Genomic DNA, 21,289 nt, shown 5'->3' on the forward strand with positions numbered 1-21,289 from the left:
CACACGAGGGCTCAAAGGGGCTCCACGAACACGAATGGGCCGACCCGGACGGGTCGGCCCATTCGTGTTTCACGTGAAACATCACTCAGCGATGAAGTCCTCGAGGTCGCGGACGATCGCGGCCTTCGGCTTCGCACCGACGATGGTCTTGGCGACCTCGCCGTTCTGGTAGACGTTCAGCGTCGGGATCGACATGACGCCGTACTTGGCGGCCGTACCCGGGTTCTCGTCGATGTTCAGCTTGACGATCTCGATCTTGTCGCCGTACTCGGCGGCGATCGCCTCGAGGGACGGAGCGATCTGGCGGCACGGACCGCACCAGGCGGCCCAGAAGTCCACGAGGACGGGCTTGTCGCTCTTGAGGACGTCCTGCTCGAAGGAATCGTCGGTCACGTGCTTCAGGGTGCCGGCCACGGCGGGCTCCTTAACTGGTTGGTGCGGTGGGGCGGGATGGAGGTCAGACAGCGGTCTTCTCGGGCTCGGCGTTCTCCTCGTCCGCCAGTGCGGCGAGGAAACGCTCGGCGTCGAGGGCGGACGAGCAGCCGGTGCCGGCCGCGGTGATCGCCTGCCGGTAGGTGTGGTCGACGACGTCGCCGGCGCCGAAGACACCGGTCAGGTTGGTCTGGGTCGAGGGGGCGTCCACCTTGAGGTAGCCCTCCTCGTCCAGGTCCAGCTGACCCTTGAAGAGCTCGGTGCGCGGGTCGTGGCCGATCGCGATGAAGAGGCCCGTGACCGCCAGGTCGGAGAGCTCACCGGTCTTGAGGTTGCGCAGCTTCAGACCCGCGAGCTTCTGGTCGCCCTGAATCTCCGCGACCTCGCTGTCCCAGACGAACTTGATCTTCGGGTCGGCGAAGGCGCGATCCTGCATCGCCTTAGAGGCGCGCAGGGTGTCCCGGCGGTGGACGATCGTCACGGACTTGGCGAAGCGGGAGAGGAAGGTGGCCTCCTCCATCGCGGTGTCACCGCCGCCGATCACGGCGATGTCCTGGTCCTTGAAGAAGAACCCGTCACAGGTGGCACACCAGGAGACTCCGCGTCCGGAGAGCACGTCCTCCTTGGGCAGACCGAGCTTGCGGTGCTGGGAGCCCGTGGTGACGATGACGGCCTTCGCCTTGTGGACGACGCCCGCGGTGTCGGTGACGGTCTTGATGTCGCCGGTCAGGTCGACGGAGACGATGTCGTCCGGAACGAGCTCGGCGCCGAAACGCTCGGCCTGGGCGCGCATGTTGTCCATGAGGTCCGGGCCCATGATGCCGTCCCGGAACCCGGGGAAGTTCTCCACGTCGGTGGTGTTCATCAGCGCACCGCCGGCGGTGACGGCGCCCTCGAAGACCAGCGGCTTCAACGACGCGCGCGCGGTGTAGAGCGCCGCCGTGTAGCCGGCGGGCCCGGAGCCGATGATGATCACGTTACGGACGTCGCTCACGACTGGATTCCTCGTCTCTGGACTGCATCGTCAGACCGGTGGGAGCTCCTTTCAGAACTCTCACCCCACCCAACGGATCCTAAGGGGCGTGCATTCCCGCTGTGTCCGGGCACACGGGGGCGAACACAGTGTGCGGGGACGCGGCGGAGAACACCACGGAGCACGCAGACGAAACGCGGGCGGTCAGGGCTGGGCGTAGGACTTCGTCAGCAGGACCTTCGCCTGGGTGGACGGAGCCTTGGTCGCGCAGGTCGCGTCCATGACGTACGCGGTCACCTTGGCGCTGTCGGAAGCGTCGGTCAGGACGACCAGCAGGACGGGAGTCCCCTTGTAGGTGCCTTGCTTCGTGGCGAGGGCCGCGTCGGACCGGCCGATGCCCCTCTGGATGCACGCGGGAACGTCGGGCACGTTGAAGATCTTGGGAGAGACGGTGTCGGCGCTGGGATCTCCCGCGATCCCGAAGCTGTGGTTGGTGCCGGAGCTGCTTCCTGAGCGGTCGTTCTTGCCGAGGAGATCGGCCACCTGCTTCTGAAGCCCGCCCTCGGAGAAGGTGTCCGCAGCAGTGGGCCGGCCCGCCTCCGTGTCGGAGGGCTTGCCGTCGTTGTGCGTGGCGACCAGGACACCACCGAGCCCGAGAGCGGCGACCGCGAAGACACTGCCGAGGACGGCGACCCGTCGACGCGCGGCCGGCTTCCGGTCCTTGCGACCCGGCCCAGTAGTCCTGACTCGGGCGTGACCCGCCGGCCGGTCAGCCGTTGCCGATGTTTCACGTGAAACATGTGCGCTGTCGCTGTCGCCCTGGGTGGACAGGGACGAAGACGCACCCACGAGCACAGGGGTGGCAGGGATGTCCGTGTGATCGGGCGCCGATGCGTCGAGCAGCGCCTCGGCCGCGAGGGCCGCGTCGATCCGTTCCGCGACATCGTCGGGCATGCGCTGTGCCACTGGCACCGTGCCGAGCAGTCCCCGGATCTCCTCCAGGGAGGCGTACACGTCCGTGCAGAGTTCGCACCCGTCCAGATGCCGTCGTACGTCGGCGCTCCGGGACGGCGGGAGCAGTCCTTCGGTGAGGTCGGAGATCTCGGCGACGTCCGGGTGCCCGGCCATGTCCGTCGTGGATGTCACGCTCGCCCACCTCCGCCCTTCACTGCAGCTGGATCGCTTGGCCCTGTATCGCGTGGACCGGTGCTTGGCGGTCCCGCTGCGGGTGGGACGGATGTCCCCTGCGTCCGGTTCCGCCCCTGGCCCCCTTCCTTTCCGTCACCCGCGTTTTCCGACCGCAGGTGAGTGAGGAGGGGGAGCAGTCTGGCTCTGCCCCGCGCGCAGCGGCTCTTCACTGTCCCGGTGGGGACGTCGAGCACGCGGGCGGCTTCGGCGACGGGGTATCCCTGCATGTCCACCAGGACGAGGGCCGCGCGCTGGTCGGGCGGCAGTGTGCCGAGGGCTTTGAGGAGCTGGCGGTGCAGGTCGTTGCGCTCGGCCGGCGCCTCTGCCGACTCGTGCGGTTCCAGGAGCTGCTCGAGCCGTTCGTTGTCGTCGACGGGAGAGGTCTTGCGGGAGGCAGCCTTGCGGGCCCGGTCGAGACAGGCGTTCACGGTGATCCGGTGCAGCCACGTCGTGACGGCCGACTGGCCGCGGAAGGTGTGGGCGGCCCGGTAGGCGGAGACGAGGGCGTCCTGCACGGCGTCAGCGGCCTCCTCGCGGTCGCCCAGCGTCCGCAGGGCGACAGCCCAGAGCCGATCACGATGCCGCCGCACGAGCTCACCGAAGGCGTCGGGGTCGCCCTCCACGTGGCGGGCGAGCAACTCCTGGTCACTCGCTCCCGCGTATCCGGCGCCTTCCGCCATCTGACCCCCTCTGCCTTGCCGTCAGCCTCAGCTGGTCACCTTGATGTCCGCCACCCGGCCGCGGTTGCCGTCGTCCGTGAGCGGCAGCTTGGTCAACCAGACCAACAGGTAGCGGGACTTGAGGGACTCGTTCGGCTTGAGGGTGACGCTCGTACCCGAACCGCCGGCGACCTTCTCGTAGGAGTCGAAGGACGTCGGCTCCGAACTCGCGTCACTGGATGCGGCGCGCAGTTCGACGGACGTGTCCCCGATGAAGGTAACCGTCACCTTGCCGACCTGCTGGACCTTGCCGAGATCGAGGATGATGCCGAGGCCCGGTTTCAGGTTCCCGAAGGTGGCGCCCTTGTAGTAGTCCGTCTGCCAGTAGGTCGAGAGGCTGTTGTCGTAGGTCTTGCCTATGTCGCCCGGCTTCTCGGACCCGTCGCCGAACGGGTCGAAGTCGCGGGCACCGCTGATGGCGATCGGCTTGCTGACCGTCTTCTGCGGGTTCTTGTCGTTGCCGTCCGTCGTCTGGGTCTGGTTCGTGTCGTCGGACTTGTTGCCCTTGTCCATGAGGGCGTCAGCCAACTGCCAGCTGCCGAGGCCGAGCGCGGCGATCAGGAGGGCCGAGACGGCCCACTTGAGGGCCTTGCCGGTGCGGCTCTGCAGTGGGGCCGGCGGTGTCGGCAGCTGCTGAGTGGCGCCAGGGTGCGGCGCGGGGCGGCCGTACGAGCCCTGTTGGTACGTCGTGCGCTGGTACTCCGGCGGAGCCGTGAACGCGGGCTCCGGTGGCCGGATGCGCGGCATCTCGCCGACGGCCTTGACCAGTTCCTCCGGCGTCGTGCACGGAGCCTCGTGACGGGAGGCGGTCGCCCCGTCGTTGGCGAGCGCCCGCATGGAGAGCTCGGACAGGCCCCGGTGGACATGGGCACGCACCTGGTCGGGCGCGATCAGGCCGACGTCCTTGGGCAGCCCGGCCAGACCGTAGGCGTCGTCCTCGTACGGCCAGCGCTGTGTGAGCGCCGCGTACAGGAGGGCGCCGACGGACTCCGTGTCGGTGCGCTGCGGGGTCTCGGACGTGATGCCGCGCAGCGCGGCGTTCACGGCGAGGCCGCGGATACGCCACTGACCGCTGGAGGTGCGCAGCACGGCGTTCGGGTTCAGCCGCAGATGCGCCAGACCCTCGCGGTGCGCGGCGGCCATCGCCGAGGCGATCTGACTGACCATCTGGTACGCGTCATGCGGTTCCAGCGGGCCGGGGGCGAGCAGCGACGTCAGCTCGACCGCGTCGGGCAGCCACTCGTGGACGACGTAGACGAGGTCGTCCTCCTCGACGGCGTCGAGGACCTGGACGAAGCGTGGGTCGCCCAGCAGCGCCGACGAACGGGCCGCGGCCAGGACGGAACGTGCCCGCGCATGGTCCGCGGGCAGGAGGTGGACGCCGACGGCGCGGCGCAGTTTCTCGTCGACGGCGCGCCAACTGCTGAATCCGTCCAGACGGGTGACGCACTCTTCGAGCCGATACCGCTTGGCGAGCTTGTGACCGCTGTGCAGCTCGGGCGGTGAGGCCTTCTCGGGACTCTCGGTCCCGCCACTCCCCTGTGCCTCGTCGTTCTCCGTGTCCCGCTCCCGGTTCTGGGCCACGCCGTCGGCCGTGGACTGGTCCGCCTCGGCGGTCAGCGGCTCATCGCCACTGTTGTCTGCCACGTCGACGGCAGCCGTGCTCCGTTCCGCCACCGTCGTCCCTGCCTCCCCACTCATCGCGCGCCGACCGACTTCCGTGCGCGCCGTCCGACGCCGAACCCAATTGTGCCCACAGTCCGCCGCTATGCACGACACACGATGGCGGACGATGGTTGTGCGCGTACCCCCGCCTCAGCGACCCAGACGTCCACGGACCATGCCTACCAGCGAGTTCAACTCCTCGATCCGCATGCGCCGGGCCGCGACGAAGAAGATCCCGAGCAGCACCGCCCCACCGGCCAGCAGTGCAGCGAAGGACCCGACGACGCCCTGGCCGAGCGTGTGGCCGATCCCGTAGCAGGCCGCGCCGCTGAGCAGCGCCGCGGGCACCGACGCGATGCAGAGCCGCGCGTACGTCCGCAGGACGCGGTTGCCGTCCAGGTCGCCGTTGAGCCGCTTGCGCAGCCGGTTCCAGGCGACCCCGACGCCGATGGCGTAGGCGAGGCCGTACGAGGCGGCCATGCCGACCACGGCCCAGCGGGCCGGCAGGAGGTAGTAACAGAGCACCGAGGCCCCGGCGTTGACCGCGGCAACGATGACCGTGTTGTAGAAGGGCGTCCGGGTGTCCTCGTAGGCGTAGAAGGCGCGCAGGACGACGTACTGCACCGAGTACGGGATCAGGCCGAGAGCGAAGGCCATCAGCATGAAGCCCATGTTCGTGGCCTCGCTGGTGCCCGAGGAGCCGAAGATCAGCGTGCACATCGGGATGCCGAGGGAGAGGAGACCGAAGGCGATGGGCACGATCGCCACGGCGGTGGTGCGCAGTCCTTGGGAGATGTCGTCGCGTACGGCGCCGCCGTCACCCTCGGCCGCGGAGCGGGAGATGCGCGGCAGCAGCGCGGCCATGAGGGAGACGGTGATGATCGCCTGCGGCAGACCCCAGATCAACTGGGCGTTGGCGTAGGCGGCGAAGCCGGTGCCGTCGACGGGCGAGGACTTGCCGGCCGCCGTGGACAGCTGCGTCACCACGATCGCACCGGCCTGGTTGGCGAGGACGAACAGGACCGTCCACTTGGCGAGCGTCGCCGCCTTGCCGAGCCCGTGGCCTTTCCAGTCGAACCGCAACCGCATCCGGAACCCGGTCTCCCGGAGATACGGGATCATCGCGAGCGCTTGGACGACGAGACCGAGCAGCACACCGATGCCAAGAAGCCGCTCACCCTCCGGTGGGATCGTCCCGACCTTCATGCCGGAGTGAGCCGCGGTGCCGTAGACCCAGATGAACGCGCCGAGCGTCACGATGATGACGATGTTGTTCAGGACCGGCGTCCACATCATTGCGCCGAACTTGCCGCGCGCGTTGAGGATCTGGCCCATGACCACATGGATGCCCATGAAGAAGATCGAGGGCAGGAAGTAGCGGGCGAAGGTGACGCTCACCTCGTTGGCCACCGGGTCACTGGCGACCGGGTCGGACAGCAGGCGGATCAGGAGCGGCGCCGCGAAGACACCAAGCGCGGTGAGTACGCCGAGCACCACCATGACGAGAGTCAGCAGCCGGTTGGCGAACGCCTCACCGCCGTCGTCGTCCTCCTTCATGGCCCGCACGAGCTGGGGCACGAAGACGGAGTTGAGTCCGCCGCCGACGGTGAGGATGTAGAGCATGGTCGGCAACTGGTAGGCGATCTGGAAGGTGTCGCCGAGCAGACCCACACCCAGCGCCGAGACGATCAGCGCCGAGCGGACGAAGCCGGTGAGGCGGGAGACCATCGTGCCCGCGGCCATCACGGCGCTGGACTTCAGGAGTCCCGTGGCTTTCCCGCCGGCCTTCTTCGCGGCCGGAGGAGCGGTCGCGGCAGGTGCGGCGGCGAGGTTCATGGTCCGGTCGTCCACGGGCGGCGGAGCCTGGTAAGCGGGCACCGGTCCGGGCCCGCCGGGGGCTTGCGCCGGACCCGGGACCGCGGGGGAACCCGACGCGGGGAAGCCGCCGCCCTGTTCCTGGTCGCGGAAGAGGTGCGCGAAGGCGTCCGGCTCGTGGCGCTCCTCGCCGGCCTGCGTGACCAGGTCGTCGACGCCGACGTACTGGGTGGTCCGGGGATCGTCGCCGTACGGCAGGTACTGGGTCGCTCCGTCCGGCTCGGGCGCCGGGGTCTGGGCCCACACACGGGGGTCGGGTGCGTAGGGGGACTGGGGCGGCTGGCCGTAGAGAGGCTGTTGAGGCTGGTACGTGCCCGGGGGCGGCGGGGGATGCGCGGCGCGGTCGTAGAGCGCCTCGGCGACCGGGTCCTGGGCGGTGAGGTCCTGGGCCCGGTAGGGGTCCTGGTCGTAGGCGTCCTGGAGGTACATGTCGGCGGGGGGCTGCGGCGGTACCTGGCCGTGCTCGGGCGGCGGGCCCTCGGGGTGACCCGAGCTGCCCGCGCCCTGGCCGCGATCACCGTCGTACGGCGCGTTCATGACTTACTCCACCTCATCGTCCCGGGCCCACCGGCCACGACATCCTCAACGGTCCACTCTCTCACCCGTGCCGGACGGGTCGGCGCTTTCCGCTGCGGTGTCCGGTGTCGGGTCACTCGGCTGCTCCGGGTCGTCTGCCCGGGTGCCGGTGCCGGACTCCTCCGTGAGACGGTCCTCGGGGTCCTCGGGGTTCTCCGGGCCGTCGGCGGGATCCGCCGCCTCGTCGGGGCCGTCCTCCTGGGCCTCGCGGGCGGCCGCCCTCTTGCGCTGCGTGTACATCCGGAAACCGGCGAGGACGAGCAGGAGGAAGCCGCCGCCGATGACCAGCATCACGGTGGCCGTGAACTCGGTGACCTTGACGTCGAAGGTGACCGGGGCGCCGTACGGCTGGCCGTCCTGCGTGTACAGCTGGGCGATCACCGTCGCCTGGCCGTTGGCCTTGGCCGAGGTGGTGAACTTCACCGTCTGGCTGTGCCCGCCGGACACCGCGATGGGCTGCTCGAAATAGTCGTGGCCGTGGATCTGCAGGCGGGTCGGGCTCGTCGACGTCAGGCGCAGCATCAGGTGGTCCACGCCCTGCACCAGGTTGTTCTGCACGGTGACCGGGATCGTGGCGCTGCGTCCTGACAGCTTGGTGTCGGACTTGTCGATCAGTCTGACCTGGCCGGTGATGTCGTAGAGGTAGGCCTCCACACCGGTGCGGAAGCTGGTGGCGGCGTTCGCCCGGCCCCGCCACGACGTCGACATCTCACGGTTCATGGCCCGCCCGAAGGGGGTCACCACGCGGGCCTGGTCGGTGAGGACCACCTTGAAGCTCTCGAGGCTGCTCTGCGTCCTCGCGATCTGCTCGAAGGCCGACCGCGGCAGCTCCTGCTTGCGCAGAGAGGAGGGGTACGAGGACGCCGACGGGACCTTCGTCGTGGCGCCGGGGTCGGGCTTGGCCTTCGCGGCCGCCGTGAGGTCCTGGGACGCGGACCAGTTGCCGCCTTGCAGAGCGGTCAGCGCGCTGGCCATCGCCTGGGCCTGGCGGGCCGACGGCATCCGCTGCGGGGCGACGACGATGCTGCGCTGGTCGTCCGTCTGGAGGTTGAGCGAGAGGCTCTGCGCGAGGAACTCCTGCACGGCGAGCGTGGCACCGGAAGCCTTCGTCAGGTCGCCCTGGAACGCCTTGGACAGCCGGGCGTCCGCGACGACCGCCGTGGTGCCGCCGCCGATCGGGCGGGCCGCCGAGGGGGTGTAGGACAGGCCGCCGGTCTCCTGGAGGCTGTCGCTGCGCGCGATCACCTTGTCGGCCCCCGCGGAGGTGGCGACCTTGACGATCGACGGGTCGACGGCGCCGTCGACGGGCCACGCGAAGTCGGTGCTCGGCGTCACGTGCAGGATCGTGTCCACCGTGGTGGCGGCGACGTCGGTCGCCTCGTTGAGGTGGTTCAACGAACCGGTGACGCTCGTGCCGTTGTGGGCGAGGGAGGCCAGGTCGGGGTCGGCGAAGGGAAGCGCAACGACGTCCTTCTCCGCCACCGCGCTCTGCAGCTCGTCGAGGAACGCCTTGGCGACCGCCTGGTGGGTGCCCGCCGTCGTGGTGGTGCCGTCGGCGGACCGGATCCGGTAGCTGCCCGTCATGGCGTCGATCGAGGCCAGCAGGTCCGGATCGATCACCCACGTGACGTCCAGGTCCTTGCCCAGGGACAGCATCTGGTCCAGGCGGCCGCCGGCGGAGATCTCCTTGGCCAGGTCGTCGTTGAGGAAGACCGGCGTCTGCTGCTCGTTCGATCCCGTCTCCGCCGTCATGTGCACGGTCGAGATCAGCGGCCACAGGAACGTGGTCTTCGTCTTCGTGTCCGCCTCTTCGGGCTGCCACGGCAGGAAGGTCCGCTGGATGCCGAGGACCTGGTCCCAGGGCTGCGCGGACGTCTGACCGGACAGGGAGACGGCGAACGGGTAGACGCCGTCGTCGCCGAGGTCCAGCTTGTCGACCGGCACGGAGATGCTGAAGTGCTCGGCGACGCCGGGAGTGAGTTTGGAGAACTTCTGGACGTACTTGCCGCCGACCTCGGAGCCGGTCGCCGCCTGGGTGTCGGTGCTGCTCTTCGCGGCGTCCTCGATGGCCGACCGTGTGGTCAGCGGAGATCCCAGAGAAAGCCCTACGTGCGCCCCGGTGACCGCCTGCTTGCCGTTGTTGGTCACCGTGCCGGTCACGGTCACCGTGTCGCCGTCCGTGGGGGCGCTGGGGCTGAGGGAATCCAGGGCCACGGACACCGAGCCCGAATCGGCCGCCTGAGCGGGCGTGGCGGCGGGCAGCTGGAACAGACCGGCCAGCAGAGGCGCACCGGCGAGCAGCGCTCCGGTGCGCCGCAGCCACCGGCGGGCAGGTGAGGGACTCGTCCCCGGGAAGTCTGCCGCCTCGGCCACGCGTTCGCCCGTCCCTAGTCGTCGTCAGTGGTCGTCGGAATGTGCGTCCACGCATGGTAACGATGCGCGCGGAGGGGAAGTGCCGCGGACTGGTCCACAAGATCGGCAGACTGGGGCAGGTGCCCTGTATGTGTGGGTATGCAATACCGGCCGCCGCGCATGTCCGGCGAAGCTCATTGTGGACGTTTAATGGAGACGCCCGCGGTCGTCCGCGCCACGTACCCTCTTCTGTTGTGCCGAACGCCAACGAAGACACCTCCAGCGCCCTCCGTCAGGTGCCGCACCGCGCGGCGAGCGAACCACTCTGGGTCGCCCCTGTCGCCGAGGACCTCGCCCGCCGCTTCCAGGAGGCCGGGTTCTCACTCGCCCTGGTCGGCGGCCCGGTCCGGGACGCGTTGCTCGGCCGGCTCAGCAACGACCTCGACTTCACGACCGATGCCCGCCCCGAGGACGTCCTCAAGATCGTCCGGCCGTGGGCGGACGCCGTGTGGGAGGTCGGCATCGCCTTCGGCACGGTCGGGGTGCAGAAGGACGGCCACCAACTGGAGGTGACCACCTACCGGTCGGAGGCCTACGACCGGACCTCCCGCAAGCCCGAGGTGTCCTACGGCGACTCCATCGAGGAGGACCTCGTCCGGCGGGACTTCACCGTCAACGCGATGGCCCTCGCGCTCCCCGAGAAGAAGTTCATCGATCCGCACGGCGGACTCGACGACCTCGCGGCAGGGGTCCTGCGCACCCCGGGCACTCCCGAGGCGTCCTTCTCGGACGACCCGCTGCGCATGATGCGCGCGGCACGCTTCGCCGCCCAGCTCGACTTCGAGGTGGCTCCCGAGGTCGTCGCGGCCATGAAGGACATGGCCGGGCGGATCGACATCGTCTCGGCGGAGCGGGTACGGGACGAGCTGAACAAGCTCATCCTGTCTCCGCACCCCCGCAAGGGACTGACCCTGCTCGTCGACTCCGGCATCGCCGACCACGTCCTGCCCGAGCTGCCGGCCCTGCGCCTGGAGCGCGACGAGCACCACCGGCACAAGGACGTCTACGACCACACCCTGATCGTCCTGGAGCAGGCGATCGAGCTGGAGCAGGACGGCCCCGACCTGACTCTCCGGCTCGCCGCACTCCTGCACGACATCGGCAAGCCGCGTACGCGCCGGTTCGAGGACGACGGCCGGGTCTCGTTCCACCACCACGAGGTGGTCGGCGCGAAGATGACGAAGAAGCGTATGACGGCGCTCAAGTACTCCAACGAGCTCGTGAAGGACGTCTCACATCTGGTCGAACTCCACCTGCGCTTCCATGGATACGGGACCGGCGAGTGGACGGACTCGGCGGTCCGCCGCTACGTCCGTGACGCGGGCCCGCTCCTCGACCGCCTCCACAAGCTGACCCGCTCGGACTGCACGACGCGGAACAAGCGGAAGGCCGCGGCGCTCTCCCGGGCGTACGACGGTCTGGAGGAGCGGATCGCTCAGCTGCAGGAGCAGGAGGAGCTGGACGCGATCCGTCCGGACCTCGACGGCAACCAGATCATGGAGCTCCTCGGAGTCGGCCCCGGCCCGGCCGTCGGTCGCGCCTACAAGCAGATGCTGGAATTCCGTCTGGAGAACGGGCCGATGGGGCACGACGCCGCGGTGGCCGCGCTCAAGGAGTGGTGGGCCCAGCAGGACTGAGTCCGTGGAGCGGGGTCATGTTTCACGTGAAACATGACCCCCACTGCGAACGACCGATGGCAGCGCGTCGGAGGCGCCAAGGGGCCGGGACGCGCCAAGGGGCGATGTTTCACGTGAAACATCGCCCCTTCTGGGTCCTGCTCGTTCCTACTTGTCCTTCAGGCAGAGCAGGAAGTCACTGCCGTCGCCGGACTCCGTGTACGAGTACTGGAAGTCCTTCGCCTGCTCCTCGCACTTGCTCTCCGCCGTCACGGCCGAGTAGTTGCCCTTGATCTTGGCCAGCACCACGTACTGGGCCTTCGCGTCGTCACAGCCCACGACCTCAAGGTCCGGGTTGGTGTCGCTCGTGCTGCCGCGGTGCATGCAGTCGCCGACCTTCGCCGTGTCGGCGTCGTCGCGGCTGGTTATGTAGCCGCCGATGGCCACGCCCGCGACGACCAGGACGATGACGATGTTCTTGATCGTCTTGAAGCTGAGCTTGCGACCCTGCGGCGGGGCCGGAGCGAACGGAGCGGCTCCCTGCGGGGGGAACCCGGGCTGGCCAGGCTGCTGCGGGTAGCCGGGCTGCGGCGGGTAAGGAGCCTGGCCCTGGGGCTGGCCGGCAGGCTGCTGGGCCTGCGCGAACGGGTTCTGGCCCTGGGGCGGCGGAGTTGTCACTTGGGGGTCCCCCTCAAACATGGATGCGTGTCGCGCGTAAGAAGCGCGTAAGACGGACGTAAATTACCGGCCGTCACTGACATCTCTGTAGCCCCATCGAACTCTGTTTCTTTGATGTGACACTTACTGGCGCTCAAAGCGGGCCATAGCAGCCGCAACTGCCCCGTAGACAACGGCGATTGCGAGGACCAGCGTCACCGAGCGGCCGTCGGGCGGCAGCATCAGGGCGGCCACCGCTGCCGCGCCCACGAAGGCGATGTTGAAGAGGACGTCGTAGACGGAGAAGACCCGCCCGCGGAATCCGTCCTCCACCGAGGACTGCACGATCGTGTCCGTCGCGATCTTCGCGCCCTGGGTGGTGAGGCCCAGGACGAACGCCGCGACCAGCATCGGGGCGGTGGCGAACGGGAGGCCCAGCGCGGGCTCCAGGACCGCGGCCGACGCGGCGCAGACGGCGATCCAGGGGCCCGGTCCGAGGCGTCCGGCCGCCCAGGGGGTCAGCACGGCCGCCACGAAGAAGCCGGCGCCGGAGATCCCCAACGCCAGTCCCAGCAGGGCGAGTCCGTCGTCCGTGGTCGAGGAGAAGGCGTAGCGGCAGAGCATCAGCACCATGACCAGCAGGGCGCCGTAGCAGAACCGCATCAGCGTCATCGTCAGGAGCGCCCAGGCGGCCTGCCGGCGCGGTGGTGCGGCGAGGTGCCGTACGGCCGCCGCCAGGTCGCGAGCGGTGCCCGAGAGGGCCGTCGTCAGCCTCTGCCGGACCAACTCGCGGTCAGGCCCCAGCAGTTCGGGAGCAAGACGCAGTGACGCGAGTGCCGCGCACAGGTACAGGGCGGCGCCCAGCAGCACCACTGCCGCGTCGGAGTCCGCGAACACCAGCCGTACGACGAAGGCGAGACCGCCGCCCGCGGTCGCGGCGAGCGTGCCGGCGGTCGGGGAAAGGGAGTTGGCCATCACGAGGCGCTCGGTGTCCACCACGCGTGGCAGCGCGGCGGACAGGCCCGCGAGCACGAAACGGTTGACGGCGGTGACGCACAGGGCGGAGACGTAGAAGAGCCAGTCCGGGACATGGACGAGGATCAGGACGGCCGTCGCCGTCGCCATCAGCGCGCGCAGCAGATTGCCGTACAGGAAGACCTGGCGGCGGCGCCAGCGGTCAAGCAGGACGCCGGCGAAGGGGCCGACGAGGGAGTACGGGAGCAGCAGGACCGCCATGGCGGAGGCGATCGCGGTGGCCGAGGTCTGTTTCTCCGGGGAGAAGACGACGTACGACGCGAGCGCGACCTGGAAGACGCCGTCGGCTCCCTGTGAAAGCAGGCGTACGGCGAGCAGACGCCGGAAGTTCCCGAGGCGCAGGAGAGCGCGCAGGTCCCGGACGACAGCCATGGGCACAGCCTCACATACGGGGAGGGTCCCCGGGTCGGTGACCCGGGGACCCTCTCAGCCCTGGCAGGAGCGTTCTCAGTGCCGCGCGCCGGTGGTGCTCAGCGCTCGACCTCGCCCTTGATGAACTTCTCGACGTTCGCGTACGCCTCGTCGTCGAAGTACTGGACCGGCGGGGACTTCATGAAGTAGCTCGACGCGGAGAGGATCGGGCCGCCGATGCCGCGGTCCTTGGCGATCTTCGCGGCGCGCAGGGCGTCGATGATGACACCCGCGGAGTTCGGGGAGTCCCAGACCTCGAGCTTGTACTCCAGGTTCAGCGGGACGTCGCCGAAGGCACGGCCCTCGAGGCGGACGTATGCCCACTTGCGGTCGTCGAGCCAGGCCACGTAGTCCGAGGGACCGATGTGGACGTTCTTCGCGCCCATGTCGCGGTCCGGGATCTGCGAGGTGACGGCCTGCGTCTTCGAGATCTTCTTGGACTCCAGGCGGTCGCGCTCCAACATGTTCTTGAAGTCCATGTTGCCGCCGACGTTGAGCTGCATGGTGCGCTCGAGACGGACACCGCGGTCCTCGAACAGCTTCGCCATCACGCGGTGCGTGATGGTGGCGCCGACCTGCGACTTGATGTCGTCACCGACGATCGGGACACCGGCCTCGGTGAACTTGTCCGCCCACTCCTTGGTGCCGGCGATGAAGACCGGAAGGGCGTTGACGAAGGCGACCTTGGCGTCGATGGCGCACTGGGCGTAGAACTTCGCCGCGTCCTCGGAGCCGACGGGCAGGTAGCAGATGAGGACGTCGACCTGCTTGTCCCTGAGGATCTGGACGACGTCGACCGGCGCCTCGGCGGACTCCTCGATGGTCTCTCGGTAGTACTTACCGAGACCGTCGAGGGTGTGGCCGCGCTGGACCGTGACGCCCTTGTTCGGGACGTCGCAGATCTTGATGGTGTTGTTCTCGCTGGCACCGATGGCGTCCGAGAGGTCGAGGCCGACCTTCTTCGCGTCGACGTCGAAGGCGGCGACGAACTCGACGTCACCGACGTGGTATTCGCCGAACTGGACGTGCATCAGGCCGGGCACCTTGGACGCCGGGTCGGCGTCCTTGTAGTACTCGACTCCCTGTACCAGCGACGCGGCGCAGTTGCCCACGCCGACGATGGCTACGCGAACCGAACCCATTCCGGTTGCTCCCTGTGTGTACGAGTGAGGTCCTGGCAGGGACCTCACGTGGTGGTGTCGCCGGGCGTATCCGGCCCGGGGGTGTCCCCGGGCCGGGGCAGGACGCCCGGCGCTCCCTCTGTGGTGTCGCGAGCGGGTTCTCCGTGGGCGGGACCCTTCAGGTCCCGGCCCGCCCGCTCACTTTCGATGAGCTCGTTCAGCCAGCGCACTTCGCGCTCCACGGACTCCATCCCGTGGCGCTGGAGCTCAAGCGTGTAGTCGTCGAGGCGCTCTCGGGTGCGTGCCAGGGAGGCGCCCATCTTCTCCAGGCGCTCCTCCAGCCGGCTGCGACGGCCCTCCAGCACGCGCATCCGTACGTCCCGGGACGTCTGCCCGAAAAAGGCGAAACGAGCGGCGAAGGTCTCGTCCTCGTACGCGTCGGGGCCGGTCTGCGAGAGCAGTTCCTCGAAGTGTTCCTTACCTTCCGCCGTCAACCGATAGACGATCTTGGCGCGACGCCCTGCGAGTGGAGCTGCGAGGGCGTCTTCAGGGGCGTTCCCCGGTTCCTCGATCAACCAGCCGCTCGCGACCAGCGTCTTGAGGCACGGGTACAACGTTCCGTAGCTGAAAGCCCGGAACACGCCCAGTGATGTATTGAGTCGTTTGCGCAGCTCATAGCCGTGCATCGGGGACTCGCGCAACAGGCCGAGGATGGCGAACTCGAGGATCCCGGCACGCCGGCTCATCCGCTCGCCTCCTCGTCTTATGTCGCTCCGATGTATCGACTCGATACATCATGACGATAGAACGGCCTTCCGGATGCGACAAGTGGGGAGACGGTGAACGGGATCACATCACTTATTCACCCGAGGCAAGTTGCCTGATTTGGGGTGAACTTCGGGGCTAGGCAGGTTTTGACGGTGCGTAGTCTGTGCGCCATGGACACCACCGGGAACCGAGTGACGCGAGGGGGCGTCATCGTGCTCGGTGCAGTACGGATGAATGCAGGATCGACCGCATCCGTACTTCGGGGGGACCGGAAACCAGCCGCCGTTTCCAGGCGCGCACGGGTGCGCCTGCCCGAGGAGTAGTCGTTCGATGAGCGAGCACCGTCGCAAACCGCCGCAGCCGCAGGGAGGCGGACGTGCCGAATCCCGACGCGGCCAGTCCGGTGCGTCCTCCGGCCGCCGTGCGGCACCGCGAGGCGCCACCGGATCTCCTGCCGACGCGTACGGGTCTGATTCATACGGTTCGGGAGGCGAGGAGCCGTCGTACGGCGGCCGCGCCGAGGCCCGCCGCGCTGCACAGAGAAGCGGGGGCGGTCGCCGCAGGGCGCCCGAACCCGGTGGCCCCAGCGGACCCGGGCGCGGCAGGGGTCGCGCCGTACCCGCCAAGAAGAGGCTGATCGACTATCCGCGCGCGGGCAAGTACGGCGCCGCGCGCTGGGTGCCGTCGTGGAAGCTCATGGCCGGCATGTTCATCGGCTTCTTCGGCAGCCTCGTCGCCGTCGCGGGCGTCGCCTACGCCCTCGTGGGCGTCCCGGACATCGCCAAGACCGCCGAAGCGCAGAACAACGTCTACTACTGGGCCGACGGCAGCGAGATGGTCGCGACGGGTGGTGAGACCAACCGTCAGATCGTCAACCTCTCGCAGATCCCCGAAGCGATGCGGTACGCCGTCATCTCCCAGGAGAACAAGACCTTCTACACCGACAGCGGCATCGACCCCAAGGGCATCGCCCGCGCCGTGTTCAACATGGCCAGGGGCGGTGAGACGCAGGGTGGCTCCACCATCACCCAGCAGTACGTGAAGAACGCCATGCTGGACGACCAGTCGCAGACGATCTCCCGGAAGTTCAAGGAGATCTTCGTCTCGATCAAGGTGGGCACCACGGTCAAGAAGGACCAGATCATGGCCGGCTACCTGAACTCCGCGTACTACGGGCGCAGCGCCTACGGGATCCAGGCCGCCGCCCGCGCGTACTTCAACAAGGACGCCGTCGATCTCAACCCGGGCGAGTGCGCCTTCCTGTCGGCGATGCTGAAGGGCGCCACGTACTACGACCCGGCCGGTGCGACGTCCATCGACTCGGCCGCCACCCCTGAAGCCAACAGCAAGCGTGCTCTGGTCCAGATGCAGGACACCCTGGACAAGATGGTCGAGTACGGCCATCTGGACAACGCGGAGCGGCAGAAGTACACCCAGCTGCCCAAGGTGCAGAACCCGCGGTCGAACGCCGCGCTCAGCGGGCAGGTCGGCTACCTCGTCGACCTCTCCAAGGCGTACCTGATCAACAACACGAACATCACCGCCGACGACCTGCAGACGGGCGGCTACTCGATCTACACGACCTTCGACAAGAAGAAGGTCAAGGAGCTCGAGGACTCCGTCAAGAAGGTCCAGAAGGCCAACATCAAGCCCAAGCAACGCCCGGACACGGACACGCACGTCCAGTTCGGTGGTGCTTCCGTGAATCCGACCACCGGGGCCATCGAGGCCATCTACGGCGGTGAGGATGCGACCAAGCACTTCACCAACAACGCGGATGTGACCGGTGCTCAGGTCGGTTCGACCTTCAAGCCGTTCGTTCTCGCGGCCGCGATGAAGTGGGGTGTGCGGGACCCGGACCTGGGCGAGGAACAGGCGCAGGACGAACGCACTCAGGTGTCCCCGAAGAGCCTGTTCAGCGGCAAGAACAAGCTCAAGATCGAGGACTACAAGGGCGACATCTGGAAGAACGAGAAGGGCCAGGAGTGGCTGCAGACCAACGACGGCAACGAGTCGTACGGTAGTGCGCCCGACTACGACATCGACCTCCGCGAGGCGATGCGTGAGTCGGTGAACTCCGCCTTCGTGCAGCTCGGCATGGATGTCGGCCTGGACAAGGTCAAGGAGGCGGCCGTGGACGCCGGTCTGAAGTCGGACAGCCTCGCCGGCACCAGCTTCCCGTCCTTCTCCATCGGCATCTCCGACCCGAGCGCGATCCGCATGGCGGGCGCGTACGGCACCTTCGCCGCCAGCGGTGAGCAGCGTGACCCGTTCTCCGTCCAGAAGGTCACCAGCAAGGACGGCACGGTCTTCACGCACAAGGACAAGCCCAAGCAGGTGTTCACCCGGGCGGTCGCCGACAACGTCACCGACGTGCTGAAGACCGTGGTCGACAAGGGCACGGGCACCAACGCCAAGCTGGACGACCGGGAGGTGGCCGGCAAGACCGGTACCACCGACGGCAACAAGTCCGCCTGGTTCGTGGGCTACACGCCGCAGCTGTCCACGTCGATCACGATGTTCCGGTACGACGACGACGAGACCAAGAAGAACCGCACCTTCCTGGAGATGTACGGAACGGGTGGCCAGAAGAAGATCCACGGTGCCTCGTTCCCGTCCGAGATCTGGCACGACTACATGGAACAGGCGATGAAGGGCCAGAAGGTGCTGTCCTTCCCGACGCCCGAGCCCATCGGTGAGATCGTCAACGAGGAGCCGAGCCCGACGCCCACTCCGACGCCCACCGAGACCGAGGAAGCCACTCCGACCCCGACGCCGACACCGACCGAGACGGTCGAGAGTCCGACGCCCACGGTGAGCGAGTCCTGCCGGTTCGAGTTCCAGTGCGGTGGCGACGACGGAGGTACCGACGACGGCGGAACGGACGGAGGCGCGTCCTCGACGCCGACGGCCACGGAATCGACAGGCACCGGCACCAGCAGAGGCGAGGACAACGGAGGCATCTTCGGAGGTCCGAACGGTTAGCTGCCAAAACGCCCAGCACGGGTGTTTCACGTGAAACATGCATATGTTTCACGTGAAACAGGGGCCGTCACATCCACCGGATGTGGCGGCCCTCGGCGTATTGCCAGGCTCGTACGGCAGGATGTGCGGCATGCCCAGCGCAGAATCGACGCAAGCGAGCGAGCACGAGTCAGACATGGTGCGGCCCACCAAGGAGGACGAGGTCGCCCGGTCCGGCAGTGAGCTGATCGGCGGTCCCCTCGGGCGACGTGCCCTGCTCGGGACGTCCTGGTGGACTCCCGTCCGGGTCGTCGCGCTCGTCGCGATCGGCATGTTCGCCCTCGGCCTGATCCAGAAGGCCCCCTGCTACAACGGCGCCTGGTTCTTCGGCGCCAGCTCCCAGTACACGAAGGCGTGCTACTCGGACATCCCGCACCTGTACCAGGGGCGTGGTTTCGCCGACGGACTCGTGCCGTACTTCGACAAGCTCTCCGGCGACATGCCGTACCTCGAATACCCGGTGCTGACCGGCGTGTTCATGGAGGTGGCCTCCTGGCTCACGCCGGGCAGCGGCACCATCCAGGACCAGGAACAGTGGTACTGGATGGTCAACGCCGGGATGCTGATGGTGTGCGCGGCCGTCATCGCCGTCTGCGTGGCCCGTACGCACCGGCGGCGGCCCTGGGACGGTCTGTTGGTCGCCTTGGCGCCCGCCTTCGCGCTGACCGCCACCATCAACTGGGACCTCCTGGCGGTCGCTCTGACGGCCGCGGCGATGCTGATGTGGTCCCGAGGTCGCTCGCTCGCTTTCGGCGTCCTCCTGGGGCTCGCCACGGCCGCCAAGCTGTACCCCGTCTTTCTCCTGGGCCCGCTGTTCCTGCTGTGCTGGCGCGCCGGCAAGTGGCGGGACTTCGGAAAGGCCTTCGGTGGAGCGGCCGTCGCCTGGCTGGTCGTGAATCTGCCGGTGATGTACTTCGCCTGGGACGGCTGGGCGCAGTTCTACCGGTTCAGCCAGGAACGAGGCGTGGACTTCGGGTCGTTCTGGCTGATCATGGCCCAGAACTCGTCCGACCCGCTGGACACCGAAACCGTCAACACCCTTGCCACGCTGCTGGTGTTGCTGTCCTGCGTGGGCATCGCGGCCCTCACCCTGACCGCCCCGCGCCGACCGCGTTTCGCCCAGCTGGCGTTCCTGATCGTCGCGGCGTTCATCCTCACCAACAAGGTCTACTCACCGCAGTACGTGCTGTGGTTGGTGCCGCTGGCGGTCCTGGCGCGCCCCAAGTGGCGGGACTTCCTGATCTGGCAGGTCTGCGAGGTCGCGTACTTCCTGGGCATCTGGATGTACCTCGCCTACACGACCAGCGGAGACGCTCACAAGGGCCTGCCGCAGGACGGCTATCACTGGGCCATCGCCGTGCACCTGCTGGGGACGCTGTACTTCTGCGGCATGGTGGTGCGCGACATCCTCATGCCCGACCGGGACCCCGTGCGCAGGTCCGGGGACGACGACCCCTCGGGGGGCGTGCTCGACGGCGCGGAGGACGTCTTCGTCCTTGGACCGGCGGCGAATCCGCCGCGGCACGCCGCCTACTACGAGGGTCCGCAGGTGGAGTGGGGCAGCGGCGGAACGGATTCTTCCACGGACCGTTCGCTCTGAGCGAACAGGCTGTCCGGACGAGCAAGCAGAAGGCCGGGTACGGAGGTTTCCGTACCCGGCCTTTCGCATGTCGGGAGAGGCTGGGCCCAGCGTGTGCAGAGGGGCTGGGCCGCCGTGTGGCAGAGAGCCTCGCTCAGCGGTCGACGATCCGGTCGAACTGCGTGGTGGTGTGCCGCAGATGGGCCACGAGCTCGTCACCGACCGTCGGCTCGGCTGCTTCTGACGGCACGAACAGGATCGAGACCTGCATGTGCGGAGGCTCGGCGAACCAGCGCTGCTTGGCGTCCCAGACGAATGGAGAAAGGTTCCGGTTGACCGTGGCCAGGCCGGCCCGGGCGACGCCCTTGGCGCGCGGCATGACGCCGTGCAGGGCCTTCGGGGCCTCCAGGCCCACCCCGTGCGACGTACCGCCCGCCACGACCACCAGGAAGCCGTCGGAGGCCGCCTTCTGCTGCCGGTAGCCGAACCGGTCGCCCTTGGTGACGCGAGTGACGTCCAGGACCGCCCCGCGGTACTCGGTGGCCTCGTGGTCCCCGAGCCACAGCCGCGTGCCGATACGGGCGCGGAAGCGGGTCTGCGGGAACTGCTGCTGAAGCCGGGCGAGATCCTCGGCCTTGAGGTGGCTGACGAACATCGTGTGCAGCGGCAGCCGGGCCGCGCGCAGCCGGTCCATCCAGCCGATGACCTCCTCGACGGCGTCCGAGCCGTCGGTGCGGTCCAGCGGCAGGTGGATGGCGAAGCCCTCCAGGCGGACGTTCTCTATGGCCTGGTGCAGCATCGGCAGGTCCTGCTCGCTGATGCCGTGCCGCTTCATCGAGGACATCACCTCGATGACCACCCGGGCCCCCACGAGGCCGTACACGCCGTCCACCGACGACACCGAGCGGATCACCCGGTCGGGCAGCGGGACGGGCTCCTCACCGCGCCGGTACGGCGTCAGCACCAGCAGGTCACCGCCGAACCAGTCCTTGATCCGCGCGGCCTCGTACGTCGTACCGACGGCGAGGACGTCCGATCCCAGACGCGTGGCCTCCTCCGCCAGCCGCTCGTGCCCGAAGCCGTAGCCGTTGCCCTTGCAGACCGGGACGAGCCCCGGGAACTGCTCCTGCACGTGCTTGTGATGCGCCCGCCAGCGCGCGGTGTCGACGTAGAGCGTGAGCGCCATGGCCGGACCTGGAACCTTTCTCGTGGCTGCGGTGTATCAGAGGTATGGAATC

At 68.4% G+C, this 21,289-nt stretch carries 15 protein-coding genes; 3 read left to right on the forward strand and 12 right to left on the reverse strand.

The window, feature by feature from the left end:
• Positions 1–81: 81 nt before the first annotated feature.
• The 7 genes from trxA to ACWD5F_RS19045 all read right to left on the reverse strand — a co-directional run bounded on the left by trxA (position 82) and on the right by ACWD5F_RS19045 (position 9,801).
• Entirely contained in the window at positions 82–414 is a 333-nt protein-coding gene (trxA, locus tag ACWD5F_RS19015) for a thioredoxin (RefSeq protein ID WP_123998972.1), read from the reverse strand.
• A 43-nt stretch (positions 415–457) separates the two neighbouring features.
• Positions 458–1,426 carry a thioredoxin-disulfide reductase gene (gene trxB / locus ACWD5F_RS19020; protein WP_451255669.1) on the reverse strand — a complete coding sequence of 323 codons (969 nt, stop codon included), beginning with the start codon at positions 1,424–1,426 and terminating at the stop codon, positions 458–460.
• 183 nt (positions 1,427–1,609) lie between these two features.
• Complete coding sequence (locus tag ACWD5F_RS19025; RefSeq protein ID WP_451255671.1) at positions 1,610–2,551, reverse strand: anti-sigma factor family protein; 942 nt, start codon at positions 2,549–2,551, stop codon at positions 1,610–1,612.
• Entirely contained in the window at positions 2,548–3,273 is a 726-nt protein-coding gene (sigM, locus tag ACWD5F_RS19030) for an RNA polymerase sigma factor SigM (protein ID WP_451255673.1), read from the reverse strand. Before sigM ends, ACWD5F_RS19025 begins: the two co-directional genes overlap by 4 nt.
• Positions 3,274–3,300: 27 nt before the next feature.
• Entirely contained in the window at positions 3,301–4,989 is a 1,689-nt protein-coding gene (locus tag ACWD5F_RS19035) for a protein kinase family protein (protein ID WP_451255675.1), read from the reverse strand.
• Positions 4,990–5,127: 138 nt separating this feature from the next.
• A complete protein-coding gene (murJ, locus tag ACWD5F_RS19040; protein ID WP_451255677.1) occupies positions 5,128–7,389 on the reverse strand; it encodes a murein biosynthesis integral membrane protein MurJ in 2,262 nt (753 codons plus the stop codon).
• 45 nt (positions 7,390–7,434) lie between these two features.
• Positions 7,435–9,801, reverse strand: coding sequence for a DUF6049 family protein (locus ACWD5F_RS19045; protein ID WP_451255679.1), 2,367 nt, complete (start codon positions 9,799–9,801; stop codon positions 7,435–7,437).
• A 233-nt stretch (positions 9,802–10,034) separates the two neighbouring features.
• Between ACWD5F_RS19045 and ACWD5F_RS19050 the strand changes: the two genes are divergently transcribed.
• Positions 10,035–11,477 carry a CCA tRNA nucleotidyltransferase gene (locus ACWD5F_RS19050; protein WP_451255680.1) on the forward strand — a complete coding sequence of 481 codons (1,443 nt, stop codon included), beginning with the start codon at positions 10,035–10,037 and terminating at the stop codon, positions 11,475–11,477.
• A gap of 147 nt (positions 11,478–11,624) precedes the next feature.
• Here ACWD5F_RS19050 and ACWD5F_RS19055 read toward each other — a convergent pair whose 3' ends face one another.
• The 4 genes from ACWD5F_RS19055 to ACWD5F_RS19070 form a co-directional block, all read right to left on the reverse strand.
• Entirely contained in the window at positions 11,625–12,134 is a 510-nt protein-coding gene (locus ACWD5F_RS19055; protein ID WP_451255682.1) for an LppU/SCO3897 family protein, read from the reverse strand.
• A gap of 123 nt (positions 12,135–12,257) precedes the next feature.
• Complete coding sequence (locus tag ACWD5F_RS19060; protein WP_451255684.1) at positions 12,258–13,520, reverse strand: MFS transporter; 1,263 nt, start codon at positions 13,518–13,520, stop codon at positions 12,258–12,260.
• 98 nt (positions 13,521–13,618) lie between these two features.
• A complete protein-coding gene (locus tag ACWD5F_RS19065) occupies positions 13,619–14,701 on the reverse strand; it encodes an inositol-3-phosphate synthase (protein WP_401720182.1) in 1,083 nt (360 codons plus the stop codon).
• Between the two features lie 44 nt (positions 14,702–14,745).
• Positions 14,746–15,426, reverse strand: a complete 681-nt coding sequence (locus ACWD5F_RS19070; protein WP_401720179.1) for a PadR family transcriptional regulator — start codon at positions 15,424–15,426, stop codon at positions 14,746–14,748.
• 352 nt (positions 15,427–15,778) lie between these two features.
• Here ACWD5F_RS19070 and ACWD5F_RS19075 point away from each other — a divergent pair, with 352 nt between their 5' ends.
• Positions 15,779–18,433, forward strand: a complete 2,655-nt coding sequence (locus ACWD5F_RS19075) for a transglycosylase domain-containing protein (RefSeq protein WP_451255687.1) — start codon at positions 15,779–15,781, stop codon at positions 18,431–18,433.
• A 130-nt stretch (positions 18,434–18,563) separates the two neighbouring features.
• Positions 18,564–20,072, forward strand: a complete 1,509-nt coding sequence (locus tag ACWD5F_RS19080; protein WP_451255688.1) for a glycosyltransferase family 87 protein — start codon at positions 18,564–18,566, stop codon at positions 20,070–20,072.
• 133 nt (positions 20,073–20,205) lie between these two features.
• On the opposite strand, the gene ACWD5F_RS19085 is transcribed toward ACWD5F_RS19080, so the two are convergent.
• Positions 20,206–21,237: an alanine racemase gene (locus tag ACWD5F_RS19085; RefSeq protein ID WP_123998986.1), complete on the reverse strand. Its 1,032-nt coding sequence runs from the start codon at positions 21,235–21,237 to the stop codon at positions 20,206–20,208.
• Positions 21,238–21,289 lie beyond the last annotated feature (52 nt).

This window comes from Streptomyces sp. NPDC002499 (assembly GCF_053595415.1).